18 protein-coding genes and 1 pseudogene are annotated in these 19,570 nt (G+C 48.3%); 5 read left to right on the top strand and 14 right to left on the bottom strand.

Going from position 1 to position 19,570, the window contains the following annotated elements:
• Positions 1-9: 9 nt before the first annotated feature.
• Positions 10-1,224 carry a M14 family metallopeptidase gene (locus KIK04_RS18070; protein ID WP_232274988.1) on the bottom strand — a complete coding sequence of 405 codons (1,215 nt, stop codon included), beginning with the start codon at positions 1,222-1,224 and terminating at the stop codon, positions 10-12.
• 307 nt (positions 1,225-1,531) lie between these two features.
• Between KIK04_RS18070 and KIK04_RS18065 the strand changes: the two genes are divergently transcribed.
• The 3 genes from KIK04_RS18065 to KIK04_RS24240 all read left to right on the top strand — a co-directional run bounded on the left by KIK04_RS18065 (position 1,532) and on the right by KIK04_RS24240 (position 3,448).
• A complete protein-coding gene (locus KIK04_RS18065; RefSeq protein WP_232274987.1) occupies positions 1,532-2,701 on the top strand; it encodes a DegT/DnrJ/EryC1/StrS family aminotransferase in 1,170 nt (389 codons plus the stop codon).
• Positions 2,698-3,237: a GNAT family N-acetyltransferase gene (locus tag KIK04_RS18060; RefSeq protein WP_232274986.1), complete on the top strand. Its 540-nt coding sequence runs from the start codon at positions 2,698-2,700 to the stop codon at positions 3,235-3,237. The genes KIK04_RS18065 and KIK04_RS18060 overlap by 4 nt, the downstream gene beginning before the upstream one ends.
• Before the next feature lie 79 nt (positions 3,238-3,316).
• Positions 3,317-3,448, top strand: a complete 132-nt coding sequence (locus tag KIK04_RS24240; protein ID WP_269670960.1) for a hypothetical protein — start codon at positions 3,317-3,319, stop codon at positions 3,446-3,448.
• Positions 3,449-3,487: 39 nt separating this feature from the next.
• Here KIK04_RS24240 and racE read toward each other — a convergent pair whose 3' ends face one another.
• On the bottom strand, positions 3,488-4,297 hold the full coding sequence (gene racE, locus KIK04_RS18055; protein ID WP_269670959.1) for a glutamate racemase: 810 nt from the start codon (positions 4,295-4,297) through the stop codon (positions 3,488-3,490).
• A 143-nt stretch (positions 4,298-4,440) separates the two neighbouring features.
• The gene (locus tag KIK04_RS18050) at positions 4,441-8,865 is read right to left on the bottom strand and encodes a hypothetical protein (RefSeq protein ID WP_232274985.1); all 4,425 of its coding nucleotides are present in this window, start codon (positions 8,863-8,865) and stop codon (positions 4,441-4,443) included.
• 323 nt (positions 8,866-9,188) lie between these two features.
• Here KIK04_RS18050 and KIK04_RS18045 point away from each other — a divergent pair, with 323 nt between their 5' ends.
• Complete coding sequence (locus tag KIK04_RS18045; protein WP_232274984.1) at positions 9,189-10,322, top strand: phosphodiester glycosidase family protein; 1,134 nt, start codon at positions 9,189-9,191, stop codon at positions 10,320-10,322.
• 110 nt (positions 10,323-10,432) lie between these two features.
• Here KIK04_RS18045 and KIK04_RS18040 read toward each other — a convergent pair whose 3' ends face one another.
• The 9 genes from KIK04_RS18040 to KIK04_RS18000 form a co-directional block, all read right to left on the bottom strand.
• Positions 10,433-10,873 (bottom strand): YtxH domain-containing protein, encoded by a 441-nt coding sequence (locus KIK04_RS18040; protein ID WP_232274983.1) that lies wholly within the window; start codon positions 10,871-10,873, stop codon positions 10,433-10,435.
• 21 nt (positions 10,874-10,894) lie between these two features.
• On the bottom strand, positions 10,895-11,341 hold the full coding sequence (locus tag KIK04_RS18035) for a hypothetical protein (protein WP_232274982.1): 447 nt from the start codon (positions 11,339-11,341) through the stop codon (positions 10,895-10,897).
• Positions 11,342-11,712: 371 nt separating this feature from the next.
• Positions 11,713-12,150 (bottom strand): DUF86 domain-containing protein, encoded by a 438-nt coding sequence (locus tag KIK04_RS18030; RefSeq protein WP_232274981.1) that lies wholly within the window; start codon positions 12,148-12,150, stop codon positions 11,713-11,715.
• Positions 12,151-12,334: 184 nt separating this feature from the next.
• The gene (locus KIK04_RS18025) at positions 12,335-12,715 is read right to left on the bottom strand and encodes a cupredoxin domain-containing protein (RefSeq protein WP_232274980.1); all 381 of its coding nucleotides are present in this window, start codon (positions 12,713-12,715) and stop codon (positions 12,335-12,337) included.
• 159 nt (positions 12,716-12,874) lie between these two features.
• Positions 12,875-13,810 carry a class I SAM-dependent methyltransferase gene (locus tag KIK04_RS18020; protein WP_232274979.1) on the bottom strand — a complete coding sequence of 312 codons (936 nt, stop codon included), beginning with the start codon at positions 13,808-13,810 and terminating at the stop codon, positions 12,875-12,877.
• 107 nt (positions 13,811-13,917) lie between these two features.
• Positions 13,918-14,343, bottom strand: a complete 426-nt coding sequence (locus KIK04_RS18015; RefSeq protein ID WP_269671035.1) for a phage holin family protein — start codon at positions 14,341-14,343, stop codon at positions 13,918-13,920.
• Between the two features lie 118 nt (positions 14,344-14,461).
• On the bottom strand, positions 14,462-15,772 hold the full coding sequence (locus KIK04_RS18010; RefSeq protein WP_232274978.1) for a 6-phospho-beta-glucosidase: 1,311 nt from the start codon (positions 15,770-15,772) through the stop codon (positions 14,462-14,464).
• 37 nt (positions 15,773-15,809) lie between these two features.
• A complete protein-coding gene (locus tag KIK04_RS18005) occupies positions 15,810-16,790 on the bottom strand; it encodes an N-acetylglucosamine kinase (RefSeq protein WP_232274977.1) in 981 nt (326 codons plus the stop codon).
• A gap of 148 nt (positions 16,791-16,938) precedes the next feature.
• On the bottom strand, positions 16,939-17,865 hold the full coding sequence (locus KIK04_RS18000; RefSeq protein ID WP_232274976.1) for an AraC family transcriptional regulator: 927 nt from the start codon (positions 17,863-17,865) through the stop codon (positions 16,939-16,941).
• A gap of 116 nt (positions 17,866-17,981) precedes the next feature.
• Here KIK04_RS18000 and KIK04_RS17995 point away from each other — a divergent pair, with 116 nt between their 5' ends.
• Positions 17,982-18,503, top strand: coding sequence for a hypothetical protein (locus tag KIK04_RS17995; RefSeq protein ID WP_232274975.1), 522 nt, complete (start codon positions 17,982-17,984; stop codon positions 18,501-18,503).
• Positions 18,504-18,662: 159 nt separating this feature from the next.
• Here the strand turns inward: KIK04_RS17995 and KIK04_RS17990 are convergent, their stop codons facing one another.
• Positions 18,663-19,151 carry a hypothetical protein gene (locus KIK04_RS17990; RefSeq protein ID WP_232274974.1) on the bottom strand — a complete coding sequence of 163 codons (489 nt, stop codon included), beginning with the start codon at positions 19,149-19,151 and terminating at the stop codon, positions 18,663-18,665.
• Between the two features lie 48 nt (positions 19,152-19,199).
• Positions 19,200-19,409 (bottom strand): annotated as a pseudogene (locus KIK04_RS17985) (hypothetical protein); the annotation flags it as partial.
• Between the last annotated feature and the right edge of the window lie 161 nt (positions 19,410-19,570).

The raw sequence follows: 19,570 nt of genomic DNA, 5'->3' as shown, positions 1-19,570 counted from the left end.
TGAACTACACTATCCCACTCCCGTACCACTTATCGCTTCGATCAATATAGCCGACACTTCGCGATACATGGAATCAAAATCCATTAGCGGCAGCGGACTTATCCCGTTACCGACCTCGATCGTGAAGCCAGGCTTACGATATTGTTGAATAAACCAATCTTTGTACCCAGCATCGCTGCCGGAAAGCTTAACAGCCCGATAGCCGCTCGCCAATTGAAAGCGTTCTGCCCATCGTTCGGATTCTGCCGGTTCGTAATCCCGATAATTCCAATAAATTTCTTGACCTTGCGTATGAAACGATAAGGCCAACGCAAACGGAATACGGTCGGTAAAGGAAGCTAAAGCGATTGCTTCCGGTTCTGAAAGCGGACGCTGTCCGCCAAAGTTGAGCGGACCCGGCCCGGTACGACCTCGTCTTGCTTGCTCCTCTTCCCAATGGGCAGGAAATTGATCATTTAGGTCTACACCGTTTACATTCGCCTTCCAGCGTTGAAAACGGCGCGAGCCTCCGTTCCATACGTTCAGCTGCTTATAATAGGGATGCTGAGGCGTAATTCCTTCCTGCGCAAGCTCCACGCCGTCTGGATTGGCCATCGGCACGATCCACAGCGTTGTGCGTGCAAATGAATCTTGTACGTTCCACTGCTGATGTGAGCTCCCACCTTCATAGGCCTGTGCGTAATCTTCAGCAAACTTCATCAATAAGGCCGAAGTTACCCATTCATTGGCATGAACGGCACCATTGGCATGAATGGCAATTGGCCCATTGCCTAGTGCAATGGCAACAATGGGCTTTCCTAATACGCTATAGCCAATCGTTTCTGTCCGCACGATGGGGCAGCACTGCTTCAATCTTTCCACATCGCGTATCAATTGCATGTAGCCGTACTCGGCTTTCTTTTTCACATCATCATCATTAAACACATAAGGTATGGTCAAACTTTGACCCACGACTAAGCTGCGCGGATCTATCGTAGGATTGGCATTTGCCAGCACTTGAGCGGGCACATGGAACCGCAAGGCAATCGCATAAAACGTGTCACAAGGTTGCACAACATAGATATTCGCTTGCCGCTGTGGAATATAAATAACTTGTCCGGGCACAGCATAATCGTCCGATGAAATTTGCGTATTACAGGCAAGCAGCGCATGGATATGAATACCATAACGCAAGCAAATCCGTAAATACGTATCCCCTTTTTGCACAACATAAGGAATTGTCACGATCAAATAGCACTCCTTCCACTTCACGTTGCTAATGTCATAGATATGCGTAACAGGATAGGAACATAACTGCTGTGCATTGATTTGCCGCCTTTTTTCTATTAGCAGCGCATCGGTCCAAGCGTTTAAATTACGAGATACATAGAGTGAGATGATAGTAGGATAATTACCGAATTTTGAAAGGAGTGGCCGCCAACATTTCGATTCCAGCCACTAGTCAACATAGGCTTTCGCCTAATGCGGATATCTTTACGTGACGGTTTATCTCATGTTTGTCCAGTTCCAAGCGATGACTAAATCAGAATGAATGGACGTGATCAGCGTGAACATCCCTTTGTTCGTCCCTACGTATCGAGTGGAAGAATGTCTGGCGGAAATTCGTGAGTGTTTAGAAAAAGGATGGACAGGGCAAGGATTCAAAACCGTTCAATTTGAACAATGTTGGAAAGCTTATACGGGGCTTCCCTACGCGCATTTTATACATTCAGCCACGGCTGGCTTGTCACTAGCTCTTGACGTGTTAAAGATGTCCCATCACTGGAAAAAGGGAGACGAAATTATTACGACGCCCTTAACTTTTGTATCCACCAATCATGTGATCCGCTATCATGGGCTGAAACCGGTCTTTGCTGATGTAGATTCCTACTTATGTATAGACCCTGCCGATATCGAACGTAAGATTACGCCTCGGACGAAAGCCGTCATGTTTGTTGGCATCGGGGGTAACACAGGGCAATACGAACATGTCGTTCATCTTTGTCGCCGTCATCAATTATGCCTCATACTAGATGCAGCACATATGACAGGTACGCGACTGCATGGTGTTGTTCCTGGTCAAGAGGCCGACGCCGTTGTCTATTCGTTTCAAGCTGTTAAAAATTTACCTACCGCAGATGGTGGCATGATTTGCTTTAAAGAAGCTGACCATGATGCCGTTGTCCGAAAATTAACAGGGCTAGGCATGAATAAAGACGTCTATACGCGTACACATATAGACGGACCCTATAAATGGTTGTACGATGTGGAACACATCGGCTATAAATATCACGGCAATTCGATTATGGCTGCCATCGGACTTGTGCAGCTCAAGTATGTTGATCAAGATAACGCCTACCGTAAACAGGTGGCTGCTTGGTATGAGACAGAGCTAAAATCACTTGTTCCGCACATTCAAGTTGTACCGCTCGCTCCGGGATGCGACAGTTCACGCCACTTATTTATTGTGTCGTGTGCTGACCGTGACGAGCTTATTCTCCACTTGAATGAGCATCATATTTTTCCCGGTGTGCATTATCGCGCAAACACGCATTACCGGATGTATCGCCATGCAAAGGGAAGTTGTCCGGTAGCTGAGCAATATTCGGATACTATACTTTCGCTACCTCTACATTTACGGATCACATATGAAGACGTACAGTATGTGATCCGACAAATTCGCCTATTTGCAGAATACAAGTATGAGGCAGACTGGACATGAATCATAATTATTACATTTTCAGCAAAAGACTGCTGCTGCGGCCGCTTCGTATGTCTGATCTGGAATGGGTTCGGCAGTGGCGGAATCAAGCGCATATTCGGAGCTTGTTTCAAGACAGTCGTCCGATTGAAGCTCACGAACAGCTACTATGGTATGAACGATATGAACAACAGCCGGATGATATGATGTTTCTCGTCACTTGTCGGAAAGACTATACACCGCTTGGGACAGCTGCAATTTATCATGTTGATCTGAATGTGGGCACTGCGGAATTGGGTCGGATTCAAATTGGTCCAGCTGATGTAATTGGACAGGGCTACGGAACCGAAATCGTTCAAGCGATGCTATCTTTTGCTTGGAATGTTCTCCACTTGTATGCTGTAGAACTTTATGTAAAGAACGACAATGAGCAAGCCATTCGAACTTCTATTGCGTGTAGGTTTACGTTGATAAACGATGATATCGTGCAGGAGACTACGAAGGGTTCGTTTCTCAAAATGACGATGTATGCCAATACGTTCAAGGGGCTGCCTTAGCATCGTTAGAGTGGAACTATTTTTGCGCGATCCGTGCATGGTTTATTTATACCAACTTAACAAACAGCCCAAGGGGAGCATGAAGATGGTGTTCCGGCTTGCTGCATCGAGTCATCAGCAGTGTGTAGACGCAAATGTTTACGAATCGGGATTTAGTCAACAGGATGGCGATTCGTGTGACGTAGGTAAAATGAAACAAGGGGCTGCTTAAGTCTTACGACTCCGAGCCAGCCCCTGCTGTGAGATATAATTAGATAATATGAGGTACTTGCCAAACTACTGGGAAATCTTGAATGTGCTCTCCTAGCCATTGACGTGCAATGTCTTGAAAGATCGCTGCGTCTCCACTGCAAAAGAACTGATGAATCGGCAATTGTGTACTACTTGCCAGTTGTCCTTTGTCATGCAAAATGGTACTGACTTCTCGCGCAGTTTCATCTGCTGAGCTGATCAATTTCACTTGCGACCCCATTACTTCCTGTATCGGCTCCGTTAGAAACGGATAATGGGTGCAGCCCAAAATCAGCGTGTCGATAGGTGTCGCCCGCAAAGACGCCAACGATTCTCGAACCGTTTGCCACGTATCTTCGCTGCGGAACAATCCTCTTTCGACAATAGGAGCGAACTTTGGACAAGCTTGACTGACGACTTCAACTTGCGGAGAGATTCTTTTGAGCGCATGTTCATAAGCGCCGCTGTGTATCGTTCCTTCTGTTCCGATAACACCGATATATCCTGAATCTGTCGCGGATATTGCAGCACGAGCACCTGGATTAATGACACCGACAACAGGTACAGATACATATGAGCGAATATCATCTAAGGCTACTGCTGTTGCAGTATTGCAGGCGATTACTATCATTTTAGGGTTATATTGGATTAAATAGTCTACGATTTGGCGTGTGAACAAGCGCACTTCCTCCGACGTACGTGGACCGTAAGGAGAACGAGCTGTGTCTCCAAAATAAATTATTTTTTCTTGTGGAAGTTGACGCATGACTTCTCTCGCAACCGTCAAGCCTCCCACACCAGAATCGAGCATTGCTATAGCTTGCTGCACGAATACACCGCTTCCTTCGTCTCTTGATTGACTGACTTTGAACCGCCTCTGATACCATATGAATGGCCAAGGCAAAACGTACCTTGATCTTAACTGAATTGCAGACAAGGTTCAAGGCTCACAGTCAGAGAAGGAATACGGTCTTAGTTGGAAATTTTCGCAAATGTAATGGTTGCTGAGGCGCTACCAGATAATGAGGCCAGAGTCGCACCTGTTGGTGTACTTACTGAAAACGTATCCCCTGAAGCTGTAATGACGATGGCTTGCCCTGTTGCCTCCACACCGCCTAAGCTTACAATAATACGAACATCTCCTCCTGTAACAGCCGTCCCATTATGCAATAGCTCAAATCCAACTTGTAAAGAAAGTAAAGAACTGACCACGATATTGTACGATATTAGATACACACCTGCTGACGTGATTGTGACTATGGTGCCCGCTCCGTTTATATTAACATTTGCAGTACTAACGTCCACATTTGGAAATGGTACAAGTGCATTGGCAGCTAAGGTAGGGCTCGCTGTATTTGCAAAAAATCCATATTCACCAAATGCAGTAACACCTGTAGCTCCTGTTGCACCCGTGGCTCCGGTTGCACCCGTGGCTCCCGTTGCTCCTGTTGCTCCTGTTGCTCCTGTGGCCCCTGTTGCTCCCGTAGCTCCTGTTGCTCCGGTGACTCCAGTGGCTCCTGTTGCTCCTGTCGATCCGGTGGCTCCTGTTGCTCCTGTCGATCCGGTGGCTCCTGTTGCTCCCGTGGCTCCTGTTGCTCCCGTGGCTCCTGTTGCTCCTGTTGCTCCTGTTGCTCCTGTTGCTCCTGTTGCTCCTGTTGCTCCTGTTGCTCCTGTGGCTCCCGTTGCTCCTGTTGCTCCTGTTGCTCCCGTGGCTCCTGTGGCTCCCGTTGCTCCTGTGGCTCCTGTTGCTCCCGTTGCTCCTGTGGCTCCTGTTGCTCCTGTGACTCCTCTTTCTCCCGTAACTCCGGTGGCTCCCGTGACCCCCGTGACTCCGGTGGCTCCCGTGACCCCCGTGACTCCGGTGGCTCCCGTGACCCCCGTGACTCCGGTGGCTCCCGTGGCTCCTGTTCTTCCCGTCGCTCCTGTTGCTCCTGTGCTTCCCGTCGCTCCCGTGGCTCCGGTGACTCCTGTAGCTCCTGTTGCTCCCGTAGCTCCTGTGCTTCCCGTAGCTCCCGTTGCACCTGTTGCTCCCGTTGCACCTGTCGCTCCCGTGGCTCCTGTCGCTCCCGTGACTCCCGTTGCACCTGTCGCTCCCGTTGCTCCTGTTGCACCTGTCGCTCCCGTTGCTCCTGTTGCACCTGTCGCTCCCGTGGCTCCCGTTGCTCCCGTTGCTCCCGTTGCTCCCGTGGCTCCCGTGGCTCCCGTTGCTCCCGTTGCACCTGTTGCACCTGTCGCTCCTGTTGCACCTGTTGCACCTGTCGCTCCCGTGGCTCCTGTGGCTCCCGTTGCTCCTGTGGCTCCCGTTGCACCTGTCGCTCCCGTTGCTCCTGTTGCACCTGTCGCTCCCGTTGCTCCTGTTGCTCCCGTTACTCCCGTTGCTCCTGTTGCACCTGTCGCTCCTGTTGCACCTGTCGCTCCTGTCGCTCCTGTTGCACCTGTCGCTCCTGTCGCTCCTGTTGCTCCTGTTGCTCCGGTAGCTCCGGTAGCTCCTGTTGCTCCTGTGGCTCCCGTCGCACCTGTGGCTCCTGTTGCTCCTGTTGCTCCTGTGGCTCCTGTGGCTCCCGTCGCACCTGTGGCTCCTGTTGCTCCCGTGACTCCCATAGCTCCTGTTGCTCCTGTCGCTCCGGTTGCACCTGTCGCTCCTGTTGTTCCTGTTGCTCCTGTGGCTCCCGTGACTCCCGTCGCTCCTGTTGCGCCTGTTGCGCCTGTCGCTCCTGTTGCTCCGGTTGCACCCGTTGCTCCCGTGGCTCCCGTACCACCTGTAGCTCCGGTGCTTCCCGTAGCTCCCGTTGCTCCTGTATCTCCCGTAGCTCCTGTTACTCCTGTGGCTCCCGTGACTCCCGTGGCTCCTGTTGCTCCCGTGGCTCCTGTTGCTCCCGTTGCTCCTGTTGCTCCTGTTGCTCCTGTTGCTCCCGTGGCTCCCGTGGCTCCTGTTGCTCCCGTGGCTCCTGTTGCTCCCGTGGCTCCGGTGCTTCCCGTCGCTCCCGTACCACCTGTCGCACCTGTAGCTCCCGTTTCACCTGTTGCTCCGGTGCTTCCCGTCGCTCCTGTGGCTCCCGTTGCTCCCGTTGCTCCTGTTGCGCCTGTCGCGCCTGTCGCTCCTGTTGCTCCGGTGACTCCTGTAGCTCCTGTTGCTCCTGTTGCTCCGGTGACTCCTGTGACTCCTGTTACTCCTGTGGCTCCCGTGACTCCCGTGACTCCTGTTGCTCCTGTTGCTCCTGTTGCTCCTGTTGCTCCCGTGGCTCCTGTTGCTCCTGTTGCTCCTGTTGCTCCCGTGGCTCCTGTTGCTCCTGTTGCTCCTGTTGCTCCCGTGGCTCCTGTTGCTCCCGTTTCACCTGTTGCTCCCGTTTCACCTGTTGCTCCCGTGGCTCCGGTGCTTCCCGTCGCTCCCGTACCACCCGTCGCACCTGTAGCTCCGGTGACTCCTGTTACTCCTGTGGTTCCCGTTGCTCCCGTGGTTCCCGTTGCTCCCGTGGCTCCTGTTGCTCCCGTTTCACCTGTTGCTCCGGTGCTTCCCGTATCTCCCGTGGCTCCTGTTGCTCCTGTTGCTCCCGTGGCTCCCGTAGCTCCTGTTGCTCCGGTGACTCCTGTTACTCCTGTGGTTCCCGTTGCTCCCGTGGTTCCCGTTGCTCCCGTGGCTCCTGTTGCTCCCGTTGCACCTGTTGCACCTGTCGCTCCCGTTGCTCCTGTTGCACCTGTCGCTCCCGTGGCTCCCGTTGCTCCCGCGGCTCCCGTTGCTCCTGTCGCTCCTGTCGCTCCTGTTGCACCTGTCGCTCCTGTCGCTCCTGTTGCTCCTGTTGCTCCGGTAGCTCCGGTAGCTCCTGTGGCTCCTGTGGCTCCCGTCGCACCTGTGGCTCCTGTTGCTCCTGTTGCTCCTGTGGCTCCTGTGGCTCCCGTCGCACCCGTAGCTCCTGTTGCTCCTGTCGCTCCGGTTACACCTGTCGCTCCTGTTGTTCCTGTTGCTCCTGTGGCTCCCGTGACTCCCGTCGCTCCTGTTGCGCCTGTTGCGCCTGTCGCTCCTGTTGCTCCGGTTGCACCCGTTGCTCCCGTTGCTCCCGTACCACCTGTAGCTCCGGTGCTTCCCGTATCTCCCGTTGCTCCTGTATCTCCCGTAGCTCCTGTTGCTCCTGTTGCTCCTGTTGCTCCCGTGGCTCCTGTGGCTCCCGTTTCACCTGTTGCTCCGGTGCTTCCCGTCGCTCCCGTACCACCTGTCGCACCTGTAGCTCCGGTGCTTCCCGTATCTCCCGTGGCTCCTGTTGCTCCCGTAGCTCCTGTTGCTCCTGTGCTTCCCGTCGCTCCCGTGGCTCCTGTGGCTCCCGTGGCTCCTGTTGCTCCCGTTGCTCCCGTGACTCCTGTTGCTCCCGTTTCACCTGTTGCTCCGGTGCTTCCCGTATCTCCCGTATCTCCCGTAGCTCCCGCACCACCCGTCGCACCTGTAGCTCCGGTGACTCCTGTTGCTCCCGTTTCACCTGTTGCTCCGGTGCTTCCCGTATCTCCCGTATCTCCCGTAGCTCCCGCACCACCCGTCGCACCTGTAGCTCCGGTGACTCCTGTTGCTCCCGTTTCACCTGTTGCTCCGGTGCTTCCCGTATCTCCCGTATCTCCCGTAGCTCCCGTGGCTCCTGTTGCTCCTGTTGCTCCCGTGGCTCCCGTAGCTCCTGTTGCTCCTGTTGCTCCCGTGGCTCCTGTATCTCCTGTTGCTCCAGTTACTCCCGTTCCTCCTGTTGCTCCAGTTACTCCCGTTCCTCCTGTGGCTCCGGTTGCTCCCGTCGCTCCCGCGACTCCTGTCGATCCCGTTGCACCTGTTGCTCCAGTTGCTCCCGTAACTCCTGTAACACCAGGAACACCACCTGATGGGCCTGTTGCACCTGTAAATCCTGTCGCACCAGTCGAGCCTGTTGCACCTGTAGGGCCAGTTGGGCCAGTTGGTCCTGTCGCTCCAGTCGCACCGGTCACTCCCGTGGCACCAGGAACACCACCTGATGGCCCAGTTGCACCTGTAAATCCTGTCGCACCAGTCGCACCAGTCGCACCAGTCGGACCTGTTGGACCAGTTGGCCCCGTAGGCCCTCTCACTCCCGTACTTCCTGTCGCTCCTGATACCCCCGTTACTCCCGTTACTCCCGTTACTCCCGTAACGCCCGTCGTTCCCGTAACACAAGCGGCACCAGTCGCTCCCGTAGCTCCCGTGGCTCCCGTTGCTCCTGTCGCCCCTTTTACAGGTTGAGATTCAAATGCCACAACAGATTCTTCAACCTCTCTAATCGAAACAATCCGCTTTTTCTTGTTCGGATGACACTTCCGTTTACGTTTTCCAGAAGAACCTGATGGGGGCTCAGGAAATACCGGATTTAAGTTACGTTGACTTTTCTTTTTCGATTCCCTTCTCTCCCGCATCTTTTCCCATCACTCTCCCTCACTTCATATCGTGCACCTCAGCCTACACCTTATAAATTTGCCGACTTGCTCCGCATTTTCAACTATCCCATTAAAAAGCCACCTCTTCCCTTGCATGACTCGCCCTCCATTATTAAGTAAAATTTATTAATTCCAATTGTCGATTAATGTATAATTATTTAAATATTTGTCACAATATTCGTTTCATAATTAGGTATACTCTTGTGACACACACACAACTGTAACTGATCCATCTAGCCATTCTGTCCTTTTTTACCTAATCACGCTCACAAAAAAACAGAACTTAACAAGAGGAGAACAATATGAACACACCACACGCATCAGGAGGATTGCCACCAAGAAGAACGAGACAACACACGACTCCCAACAAGAAACGGCCTAAACAAAAGCGCTCAATTAAAAAAATAATAAGAAACACCTTCGCCATCATGCTGCTACTTGGTGTACTTGGATTAGGTTGGCTTTTTTTCACGCCATCAGGAACCGATTTTCGCTTTCTCATTGCAGATACGTTAATAACGACCAGACATCGTCATTGGGCTAAATATGTAATTGGTCAGGATCAATTAGATTCAAGAGTCCAACAGTACTGGAAACAATTCGAGAATATGGGTGACGAAAAAGCGAATCATCAAATTACAAAACCAGACACAACATCTAACAAGCCGAAATCTCTGATTGAATACCACAATATAAGTGGCGAGGGCTACAGTGGCTATTTAATGGTCGTGAACGATCCGACAAAAGTGCGCATCGGAGTTCCAAATCGTGTTGGCAAAGGGGAAAAAGTGTCCGAGATGGTCAAGCGCACAGAAGCATTAGCTGGAGTAAATGCGGGCGGTTTTGCTGATCCGAATTGGAAAGGTAACGGCTTTCAACCTATAGGCGTCGTCATCGCTGACGGCAAAGTGTATTACAACGGTTCTGGCGGTATGAACAAAAGAACCCAATTTGTCGGCATCGACAAAGACGGGAAAATGATAGCCGGTAATTATACCGTGCAGCAGTTGATGAACATGGGCGCCAAAGAAGGAGTTACTTTTCAACCACGTATCATCGTGAATGGAAAAGGCCAAATCAAAAGCCCATCACAAGGCTGGGGCATCGCTCCACGAACCGTAATGGGACAGCGTGAAGACGGCGCTATTTTGTTCCTTATTATTGATGGCAGACAAACGCATAGTATCGGAGCCAACTTGTATGATTGTCAGCAAATTATGCTCGAACATGGGGCTGTTATTGCTGCCAACTTAGACGGTGGTTCTTCAACCGTACTCGCTGAAAAAGGTGGCCACATTAAGAACTCACCTGCGAGCCAATATGGCGAACGCTTTTTACCATCTGCGTTTCTCGTGTTTGAAGAACCGGAGCAAGTAGCTATTAAAAACATATGGGAAGGCTTAGACCCGCGTAAAATTGACCCTGGAAAATGGTAATCGTTGAGTCAAGCCCATTCCCTGCTAGCCCCAAAGTTCTAGGTTGCATGCGTCAACCACTCTGAACATTGGGGCTTTTTTCTCCAACTATACGTGTTCACGCTTCATGATTATGACTTCAACACCAAATGCTGATCACTTTCTACCTTTTCACTACATGTATCACTTGCCTGATGTCCTTGCTTATTCAAATGATCGTCAGTAACAAGTACTGACTGATTCATGTATTCATCTGCACATTCACCGGCAGACTCTCGAGTAGTACTTACTTGTGCAACCGCAGTGTTAGACTGCTTATCTTCTTCACGCCACTGCTTCCATGATTGCTTTATTTCTTCCGACTTTTCTTTCGCAACAGTTGCCCACTCACTTGCATGTTCACCCACTTGCTTCGCAAGCTGTTGTGACTTCTCGCCCACTTCATGCACACCTTCGACTATATCTTGACGCAGCTCTTTACCTGGCTTTGGAGCAAACAATAACGCTGTCACAGATCCTACGATGCCTCCGACTATAGTACCCATCCAAAAAGGCTTGCTTAGTTTTGACATTTCAAAACCCCTCCTCAACTGTCACATTCGTCCGTCGCGCTTCTCTGCTGAAGTCGTTCTGCGGCTCCGTATTTCGGTTCCAATGGAGTAAAAAAGATCGAACCACTGCAAAGCTTCTTTAATACTTTGCTCATTCGCTTGTTGAGCTGCATGCACCTGATTCGTCACTTTTGTAGACCACTTCCTAATACGTTCATGCCATAACTGAATCGTGTGATGAATGCGATTGAACGTCTCGGTCCAATCGTGTACCGATCGCGTACTTTTGTCGACGCGCTGCAGTATACGATCTGCTCGACGGGTGAGCTTCCGCATATCACGCGACAATTGTTGCATGTGCAACTCACTAGCTGACAACGTCTGTTCCAGCTTGCCAAGTACTCGCCAGCCTCGGCACAGCACGATTGTGCCAGCTGTGCACAATACAACCCAAGCTGCCACGGCTAACGCAACGGCCCACAGCATCATCTTGTGATCCTCCTTCAGCAATAGAATCAACTTGCTATCTTGGAATCGGGACGAATGCCCATTTCGTAATGACAGTATAAGTAGTCTGGGCTTGTCTTGACACAAATAAGGTCGTCCTTTTTTGGGGAGCTGGTCCACTAATCGTCCCGTGCAACCCATTCAAGCCCTATTTTCGGGCATTGCACGGTACACGACCTATGAATCGACTAGTTTCTCCACAACTAAAAAAGCGCCCCCATCCCTCGGCTTAGCCGATTGGACGGAGGCGCTATTCAACTGCAAGTAAACGCGGTAAGTTTCATTTGAATGGATCGGGTCAACTATTCAGTTGGTGCTGCACAACATGAGTTAAACGTTGCACATTCCAGCGCTTAAGCTTTAGAGCCTAGCTTCATTTCACTACTTACAAAGGCACGGACAGAAACCGCGAATGCAGGTAGCAATGTGGTAAGAGGCACTAACAATGGATGCAATTCGCCACGTTTCCATTCATCATAGCTTTGTACAAGCGGTCTTCTTAAACGGACCAACTCCAGCAATGATTCTTGGATCTCCTTATGAACTGCACCTTCTTGCGCCATAATTTCAACGATATCTTCATAACTACTAGCATCCCTCAACAAAAACCCATCGATCAGCAAGCTTCCGATGTCAGTTACAATTTCAATGGCTAAATGCAACACTCGTTCTTGAGCAAGCGAAACGACTAATCCGCCGTCCCACTGTTGTTGAATACTTTCAACCGCCTGCACCAGATCGTCAATACTGTTCAATCGACGCTCTAACTGCTCCACATTCACATAATACATCCGGATCCCTCCACCGTGTAGCATCATTCATGATCATTCTAAGTATAACGCTTACATTCGAAAAAGTAACGACCCATCCGTTCTTTTTTGCTGCATAGATACTCATTTGCTCGTCAAAAAAAGGAGCCTTAGCAGACTCCTTTCTTCGTAAAGCTATCCGTTATGTAACATTCATGACTAACGTCTATGCTTCTACGATCAAGTACGATTTCATCGTGTTATGACCAGGTCCGCACATAATGGAACAGAAAATCTCATATTTGCCAGGCTTATCGAACGTCATGTCCTTTTCCATCTGGCCGTCTTTTAAATCGATATTAAACTCTTTAATACCAGCGCCGTGTATGCCCGCTTTGTTTACAAGCTTGAGGCGAACTTTTTCGCCAACTTTCACCTTATACTCAGCTTCACCAAATGTAAAATCGCCATTTGCCACAATTTTTACAAGAGTCATGCCTTCCGGAGCCGTTTCTTCAACTGGTGGCTTCGGCATATTGAACAACATCAACCCTACGGCAAATACACACGCGATGCTGAACAACGAGAACATCGCCCATTTCTTCATAACTGTCATACGCCCCTTTGTCAGTTACATTCATCATCTCTTATTTTACAAAATGTTTCCTAAATCCCTCAATACAAACTTGTAAATTTCGGGATTATTTTTAGCATTTTGTGACGATTTCATGAACGACGGGGCGTATGTTTCAGCTATAAAAAAACATTAATTTTTAAGTTTGCGTTTCTTACGCAAGTACGGAACGTAAACCTTCTTTCTCAGACTCGATTGGCTCGTCGAGCGACGTGTTTTCGCACTTTTTTTCCCTTTGCTCTTAGGAGCTATCCGTTCAGCCTGCTGATTGAATTCGTCAACTTCCAGCTCGGCTGCAACGTCAACGCCAATCGTTGAATCGATTACATTCTCGTTCAGTGCGCTCGTTTCATTTTCAAGCTGATTGCGCCGTTCGGATTGAATCACGAACGGTCGATCGTCCAAGACGAGCTGCTCATCATTTTTTTCTCTTTGTTCCGTAATACTTCGTGGCTCTTCCATTGGCTGCAACGTCAACGACTCTAGCTCCAGTTCATCCATATCTCCTTTTACAGTGACTAAGTGAAGCATGAGTTGGTACACAACGTTCAGTTGGGATTGCCGTAACCGACGCAGTTCGACCTCATCGTACAGGCAACGATATTCTGGAAAGTAAAAGTACTCTATTCGAACTAAACGAAAGTCTAATGGAGTACGTTCTGAATCTTCTATTTTTTCGTTCATAAGCGACCATCCAGCATCAAGCGGCTGCAAATATTCTTCTGCATTCATCGGTGTATAGCTATTTTTTGTCCAATGCCGAGGCGAGTGTTCATCAAATAACTGTCTATATTCAGGATGTGTAATATGACTCGTAACGTGAGCATATGGAACGACGAGGCAAACAACTGTACCATGCTTACAAACCCGATACATCTCTTGTACGATGTGTTCAGCATTATTCAAATATTGCAAAATATTTGATGCAATCATAAAATCTACACTATCATCGGGCAGAGGAATCCCTTCGTTCAGGTCACAAACCTTATCCACACCCGGATAAGGATGACTATCCAGCCCAATGCACCGAGGATGTTTATGGATGCCGCAACCCAAGTCAATCCTCACTGTAGTCACATCCTTTTATCACGATCTCGATTGTATGCTGACATGATATTCGTACAAAATTGCACTGGTTTGTACCCTCGCCTTTCATTCACACATTTCCGCTATAATCACTGCTTTTTTCGTGGTTGCCTCGGCAGCTCTTTGTCGGGCTCCGACTTTAATGAGGCGATAATATTTCTAATTTTAGTCGGTAACGGTAATCCCAGACGTCCATAATTTTCAGTAATGGAAATGAGTTCGTTTGCCAAATAGAAGTATATGGAACCATCTTTAATCCACGATGTACCTAACGCATTATCCATATGATGCGCTAACGTAATGATAAGCAACATAAATGCCTTTCTTGCTAACCCCCAGAAGCCTACGAGACTACTTAGCCCTTTACCTTCTCTCAACGATGCGGCGATGCCGGAGATGTAGTCAACGGCAATCGTCAACATAAACAATGTCAACAAGTGGGTCCACTCTCCGAACATGAAGGTCAGCACTACTCCGCACACCCCGCCAATGCTGTTTAATGCTGTTTGCTTCACGAATTGTTCCTCCCTTAGTTGCGGGATACTGCATTGTATGCTGTCTTGTCCGTATGGAGACGGCCAATTTGTACTTTTCCACAAAATAAGGCCCCTCCTTATCGGAGAGGCCTTTGTATTATTTATTAAAAAACTGTGGCAAATAAGCACGGTTTGCTTCTAACATTTCATCCAGAAGCTGTTTCGCTACAGCAACGGAAGGGACTAGCGGATGATGAACCATCGCTTGTAGTGCAATTCCGCGGTCGCCTGTTATAGCTGCTTCAATCGTGAGCTGCTCGTACGTCTTAACCGCATGCAATAGCCCTTTAATATGCTCAGGCACGCGCTTTGGTGGCAATGCAATCGGGCCCTGTGCCGTCACGACACAGTTGATTTCAATACTTGCATCTGCTGGCAAGAAGTCATAAATATTGCCGTTCATTACGTTTAGCGTCTGAATATCTTTACGGTCATTATACAACGATTTCATTAAATTCACAGCCGCTTCAGAGTAATAGGCTCCTCCGCGCTGCTCTAACTGCTTCGGCTTCTCTCGCACAGTCTCGTCTTTGTACAATTCGAACAATTCAGTCTCGACACGACTCACGACTTCTGCACGTGTTCCGCTCTTCTCGAGTGCCGAATGCATTTCATCAAACATCACATCGGTCATATAAAAATATTTCAAATAGTAGGTCGGGATTGCACCTAGTGATTGTAAAAATTCAGCGTCCCAACCTGTAGTTGGCACGTTTTTCGCCGTATAAGTTAACCCACCGTCCAACAATTCTGGAAGCTTTTCTTCTCCTTTTACAGAAGCCGAAGTCACCCAGTGCAGATGGTTAATGCCTACGAACTCAGGCAGCACCTCGTTCTCACCCACACCATACTGCTCCGCCAAAAACTTCTGGAAGTTAATCGGCGAGTTACATAAGCCAATCGAACGCACGCGGCTATGCTTCGCCACAGCTTCCGTTACGATCCCTGCCGGATTCGTAAAGTTCAGCATCCAAGCATTAGGTGCCAAACGCTCAATATCACGGCAAATGTCCAAAATAACCGGGATCGTACGCAGCGCCTTCAACATGCCACCAGGCCCAGTCGTTTCCTGGCCAATAACACCATGCTTAATCGGAATATGCTCGTCGCGTTTACGTGCTTCCAGCAATCCGACACGCATTTGCGTCGTCACAAAATCCGCGCCTTCAATAGCACGCTCACGATCAAGGGTCAGATGGACTTCAATCGGTACGCCAGCTTCTTGCACCATGCGCTTCGCTAAGTTCCCGACGATTTCCAGCTTATGTCTGCCTTCTTCTATATCTACAAGCCATAACTCACGTATCGGCATTTGGTCATAATTGCGAATAAAGCCTTCAACGATTTCAGGCGTATAGGAAGAACCTCCACCAATTACGGCAATTTTTAATCCTACTTGATTTGACATGTTGTCAGCCTCCTATCAATCTAGATGTGAAGACGTGCTACGCCTCCACCTTTTCAAATTGAAACGACTTTAAACGCTCGTCAAGCTCTGCATCAATTGTATATCCAGCGTGATCCATCGCACTCATGACTGCACCCACAACAGGGTCCGCTTCCAAACGAACGATTTGAGCGTGAGGCGCGGCTTGACTAATTCGTTGTTGAATCGCATCAATGAGGTAAGGGCCGCTACCGCGCGTCACCACGCTGCCAATTAGCACAATATCGAATGACTCTTCCGTCATATGTAAACGTTTAATTAGTGCACATACGGCATTACCAAGCTCGGCGCCTTCTTCTTGTAAAATGCGCTTCGCCACTTCGTCACCTTGATTAGCAGCTACAAACAATGTTTTCACAAGATCGCGTGGAATCATCACTCGATGATCCAACACATCGTTGTACAGTGCTTCCACAGTCGTATAATTCATCGCTTGCAGGACGAGTGTCGTTAACGCCGTTGCTTCACCTCGACCGTCCCATGCGCGAATGACTGCGCGAAAAACAAGCATCGCCAAGGTCGAACCGCCACCATAGCCATCACCATACTTAAACCCAAACCCACCATACTGCAACTCCTCGCCTTGCGAGTTGCGCGCAGCACTGTTAAAGCCAGAGCCGCAAATAATGACAGCCCCATAGGCACGCTTCGTGCCAGCACGCATGCCGATCATCGTATCGCAAGCCAATGCATGCTGCTTGAAACCTAGTCCAGCAATCATCGGGCGCAAAATAACATAATCGGGCTCCCGATCAGCGCCGGCCAAGCCAAAGTAAGCAAACGTTACATCTTCTTTCGTAATCCCAGCTTGCTGTAGTGCTTCCTCACAAGCCGCACGTATGTTATGCTCTGCTACTTCGCGACCGAGTTGGTGGTTGCCGTTACCAGCCGAACCTTTGCCAAGAATGGTTCCATTTTCATCGACTAATAACGCATGTGTCTTGCTTCCTCCCGCGTCCACACCTAGATAGATGCTCATTATACCTCTCCTGTCACTATCATTTTGAACAAGCTCTGGAAGATTAGATTGCGCTTTCAATTGTTTTATATCATTAGCATACACCTTTTAAAAGCGAGAAAACTACTACTAAACAGGTATAACCAGATACTATATTACTGTTCTGCGTTTAAATCATGCCATCTGTTCCGCCTTGCTGATGACGAAGCTCGCTTGGAGATTTTCCGACTTGTTGCTTAAACAGCCGGTTAAAATTAGATAAGTTTCTAAAGCCGCAATCAGCAGCAATTTGAATAATTTTTAGATCGGTTGATTCCAGCAAGTGGACTGCATGTATGAGTCTTAATTGGATGAGGTAATCTAAGGGTGATGTACCCACTGCTAGTTGAAATAGGGCACTAAATCTCGAAGGGCTTAAATGGGCCAAATCTGCTAATTGTTTCAGTGTCCATGGAAAAGATAAATTTTGTTCCATCGTGCGGATCACTTCTTTTAGGGCGAGCATACCGCGATGCTTCATCGGAGCAGGCCCTGTATGCTGCACGGCAAAATTCCGGTTAACGAGTACGAGAAATTCCGTTAACAAAGCTCGTACCAAAGGAATATGAGAGATGTCCTTGTTGTCCATTTCACCTTTAATTCGTTGCAGCAGTTGTACGAGTTCTGGTATCGTGTCGGCATTACGATCAAGCAAATTTGTAAAATGAATACCGATGTCGCGAAACGGTCGCAACAGTTCTGGATCATAACGTAAATCGACTGCCAATAGCGCCGGATCGAACAAAAATACGTCCATCATTAAATCCTCATTCTCAAACGCCCGATGCAAATCATGCGCATTAATGAGTAAAATATCTCCCTCAACAAAATTATATTTAATTCCGTTTATTAAGTAGAATCCATGTCCACGACGAATATAATTAATTTCTAGGGCATGATGCCAATGCATTCGCTGAAATCCCGGACTTACCCCTTCTGTCGTCGAAACCATAAACGGAAAAGAGGAAGGCCAATCCATGTGGTCACGTATAATTGTTTGGGGTGCTTCTATAAGTTCTCCAGTATAAGGCTCGTATTCTGCTTTCATGGCCTTCATATGACCTCCTCTACCTACCAACAAAAATTTACTATTCTATTACATCATTACATCAAAAATTTAGCAACATCGCAAATGGCTCAAGATTAAATAAACCTTTTGTAGGATGTACTTATATGTCTTTTATTGGTAAAGTAGGCACCGAGATTCAAATCGTTCTACATAAAATGAAGGGTGGAATGACAATGAGGTTTAAATCGTTGTGGACAACACTTCTTGTCTGTGCAATGAGTGTGGGATTTACGCAAAGTGCTTTTGCAGGTGAAATCCGACCGCATGCTGTAGGGATTGGCGATACTCAAGCAGAAGCACTCGCTATCACACCAAACAAACACATTACCCTCTTTTTGTCTCATAGCAACGATGCAGATTGGTTTAAATGGACGAACCGCGCCATTAACGGTGAAACGAAATTTGTAGGTTTGCAGCCGAGCAGTAGTGACGCAGAATACCGTTTAGGATTTAAGCTTCGGTACGCTAACGGCTTTGAGTCCAGCCTCTTTTTTGCGCCAGACACGGGGCCGGGCAATTTGCAATCGATAAGCAATTTGGCTGTGCCAGCGGGAGCGACATTGTACGTCGTTGTCTTATCCAAACGGTTCGGCCCTGGTCATTATACGTTGTTGTTCGCCAACTAAAGATAGAATTAAAGTTCATATAAATAGGTGCTTTTCACACGCTTCCCCTTTGAGCGGACATTGGAAATGACCATTTGTCTCCTTGGAGGGGATTTTTCGTTTAAATTGTACATAAGAAAAAGCCGCCGAGTAATTGGCGACTTTTCTTTGCGCTTTACTTTACTGCTTTATAAGTTGCTTGTTGCTTGCCGGAACATCTCCTGGGCGCTCATATGAAAAATTGAAGTTATGAATGTGATAAGGCTCGATCTTGTCGCCCGTATTTCTTATAAAATACGAGATTTTTCCAAAAGGGGGGACTAAAATACTGGTCAGATTTAAAGATCTTTTATTCGTCGGATCTGAATAAAAAGGTATGGATCTTTGGCCAAAAGGATAATCAACAACTGCTCCTAGCAAAAGACCGGAATGCTCTGAATTTGTAGAAACAGAGAAGTGAAGGAATCTGTTTTTTCCTGTTCTGTTCTCCCACGTATACCAATCATAATCTTTAGAGTCTTGCAAATAGCCATGAATTTTAACATCGAAGTCAATTTTTATCGCCGCTTCTTTCGTATCACCCATACCAGGCATCGCAAATGCAGACGGAGCAAAAACGGTCAAACTTGAAGCAACCATCAATACAGCCAAAAACTTTTTCAATTTCATATACAAGCCTCCAATTCAATTTGTTTGTTATATATCCATATATACCCTTTACAAAATATCACATATAAAGATATTTGTATACGAATTTTCGCTATTTTTTTCTAAAATTTGATCATTTAATCTTTCATATAGTGAATAATCAATAATTTTGTCAAGGAGCTGGCTGAACGATATTCCTGCCGCCTTGGCGCTTTTAGGCAGCAATCTGTTCGCAGACATCCCCAGTAGCGTATTGACTTCCAATACTTGCGAGATGTTGCCCCGTACAATCGTAAACACATTCCGGCAATTACAGCTGCCACAAAAAAGAACCACCTATTCGGATTATGTATCCGAGAGTGGTTCTTTTCGCTTTCGTGTTATTCTCAACGGCAGATTGCACATGGCAATTTTCCTTCTTTAGTAACGGTTGTATAACC

This window comes from Paenibacillus sp. 481, assembly GCF_021223605.1.
GTDB lineage: Bacteria > Bacillota > Bacilli > Paenibacillales > Paenibacillaceae > Paenibacillus_B.
Note: the sequence above shows the minus strand (reverse complement) of the source record. Positions and strands in the feature narration are given on the sequence as shown.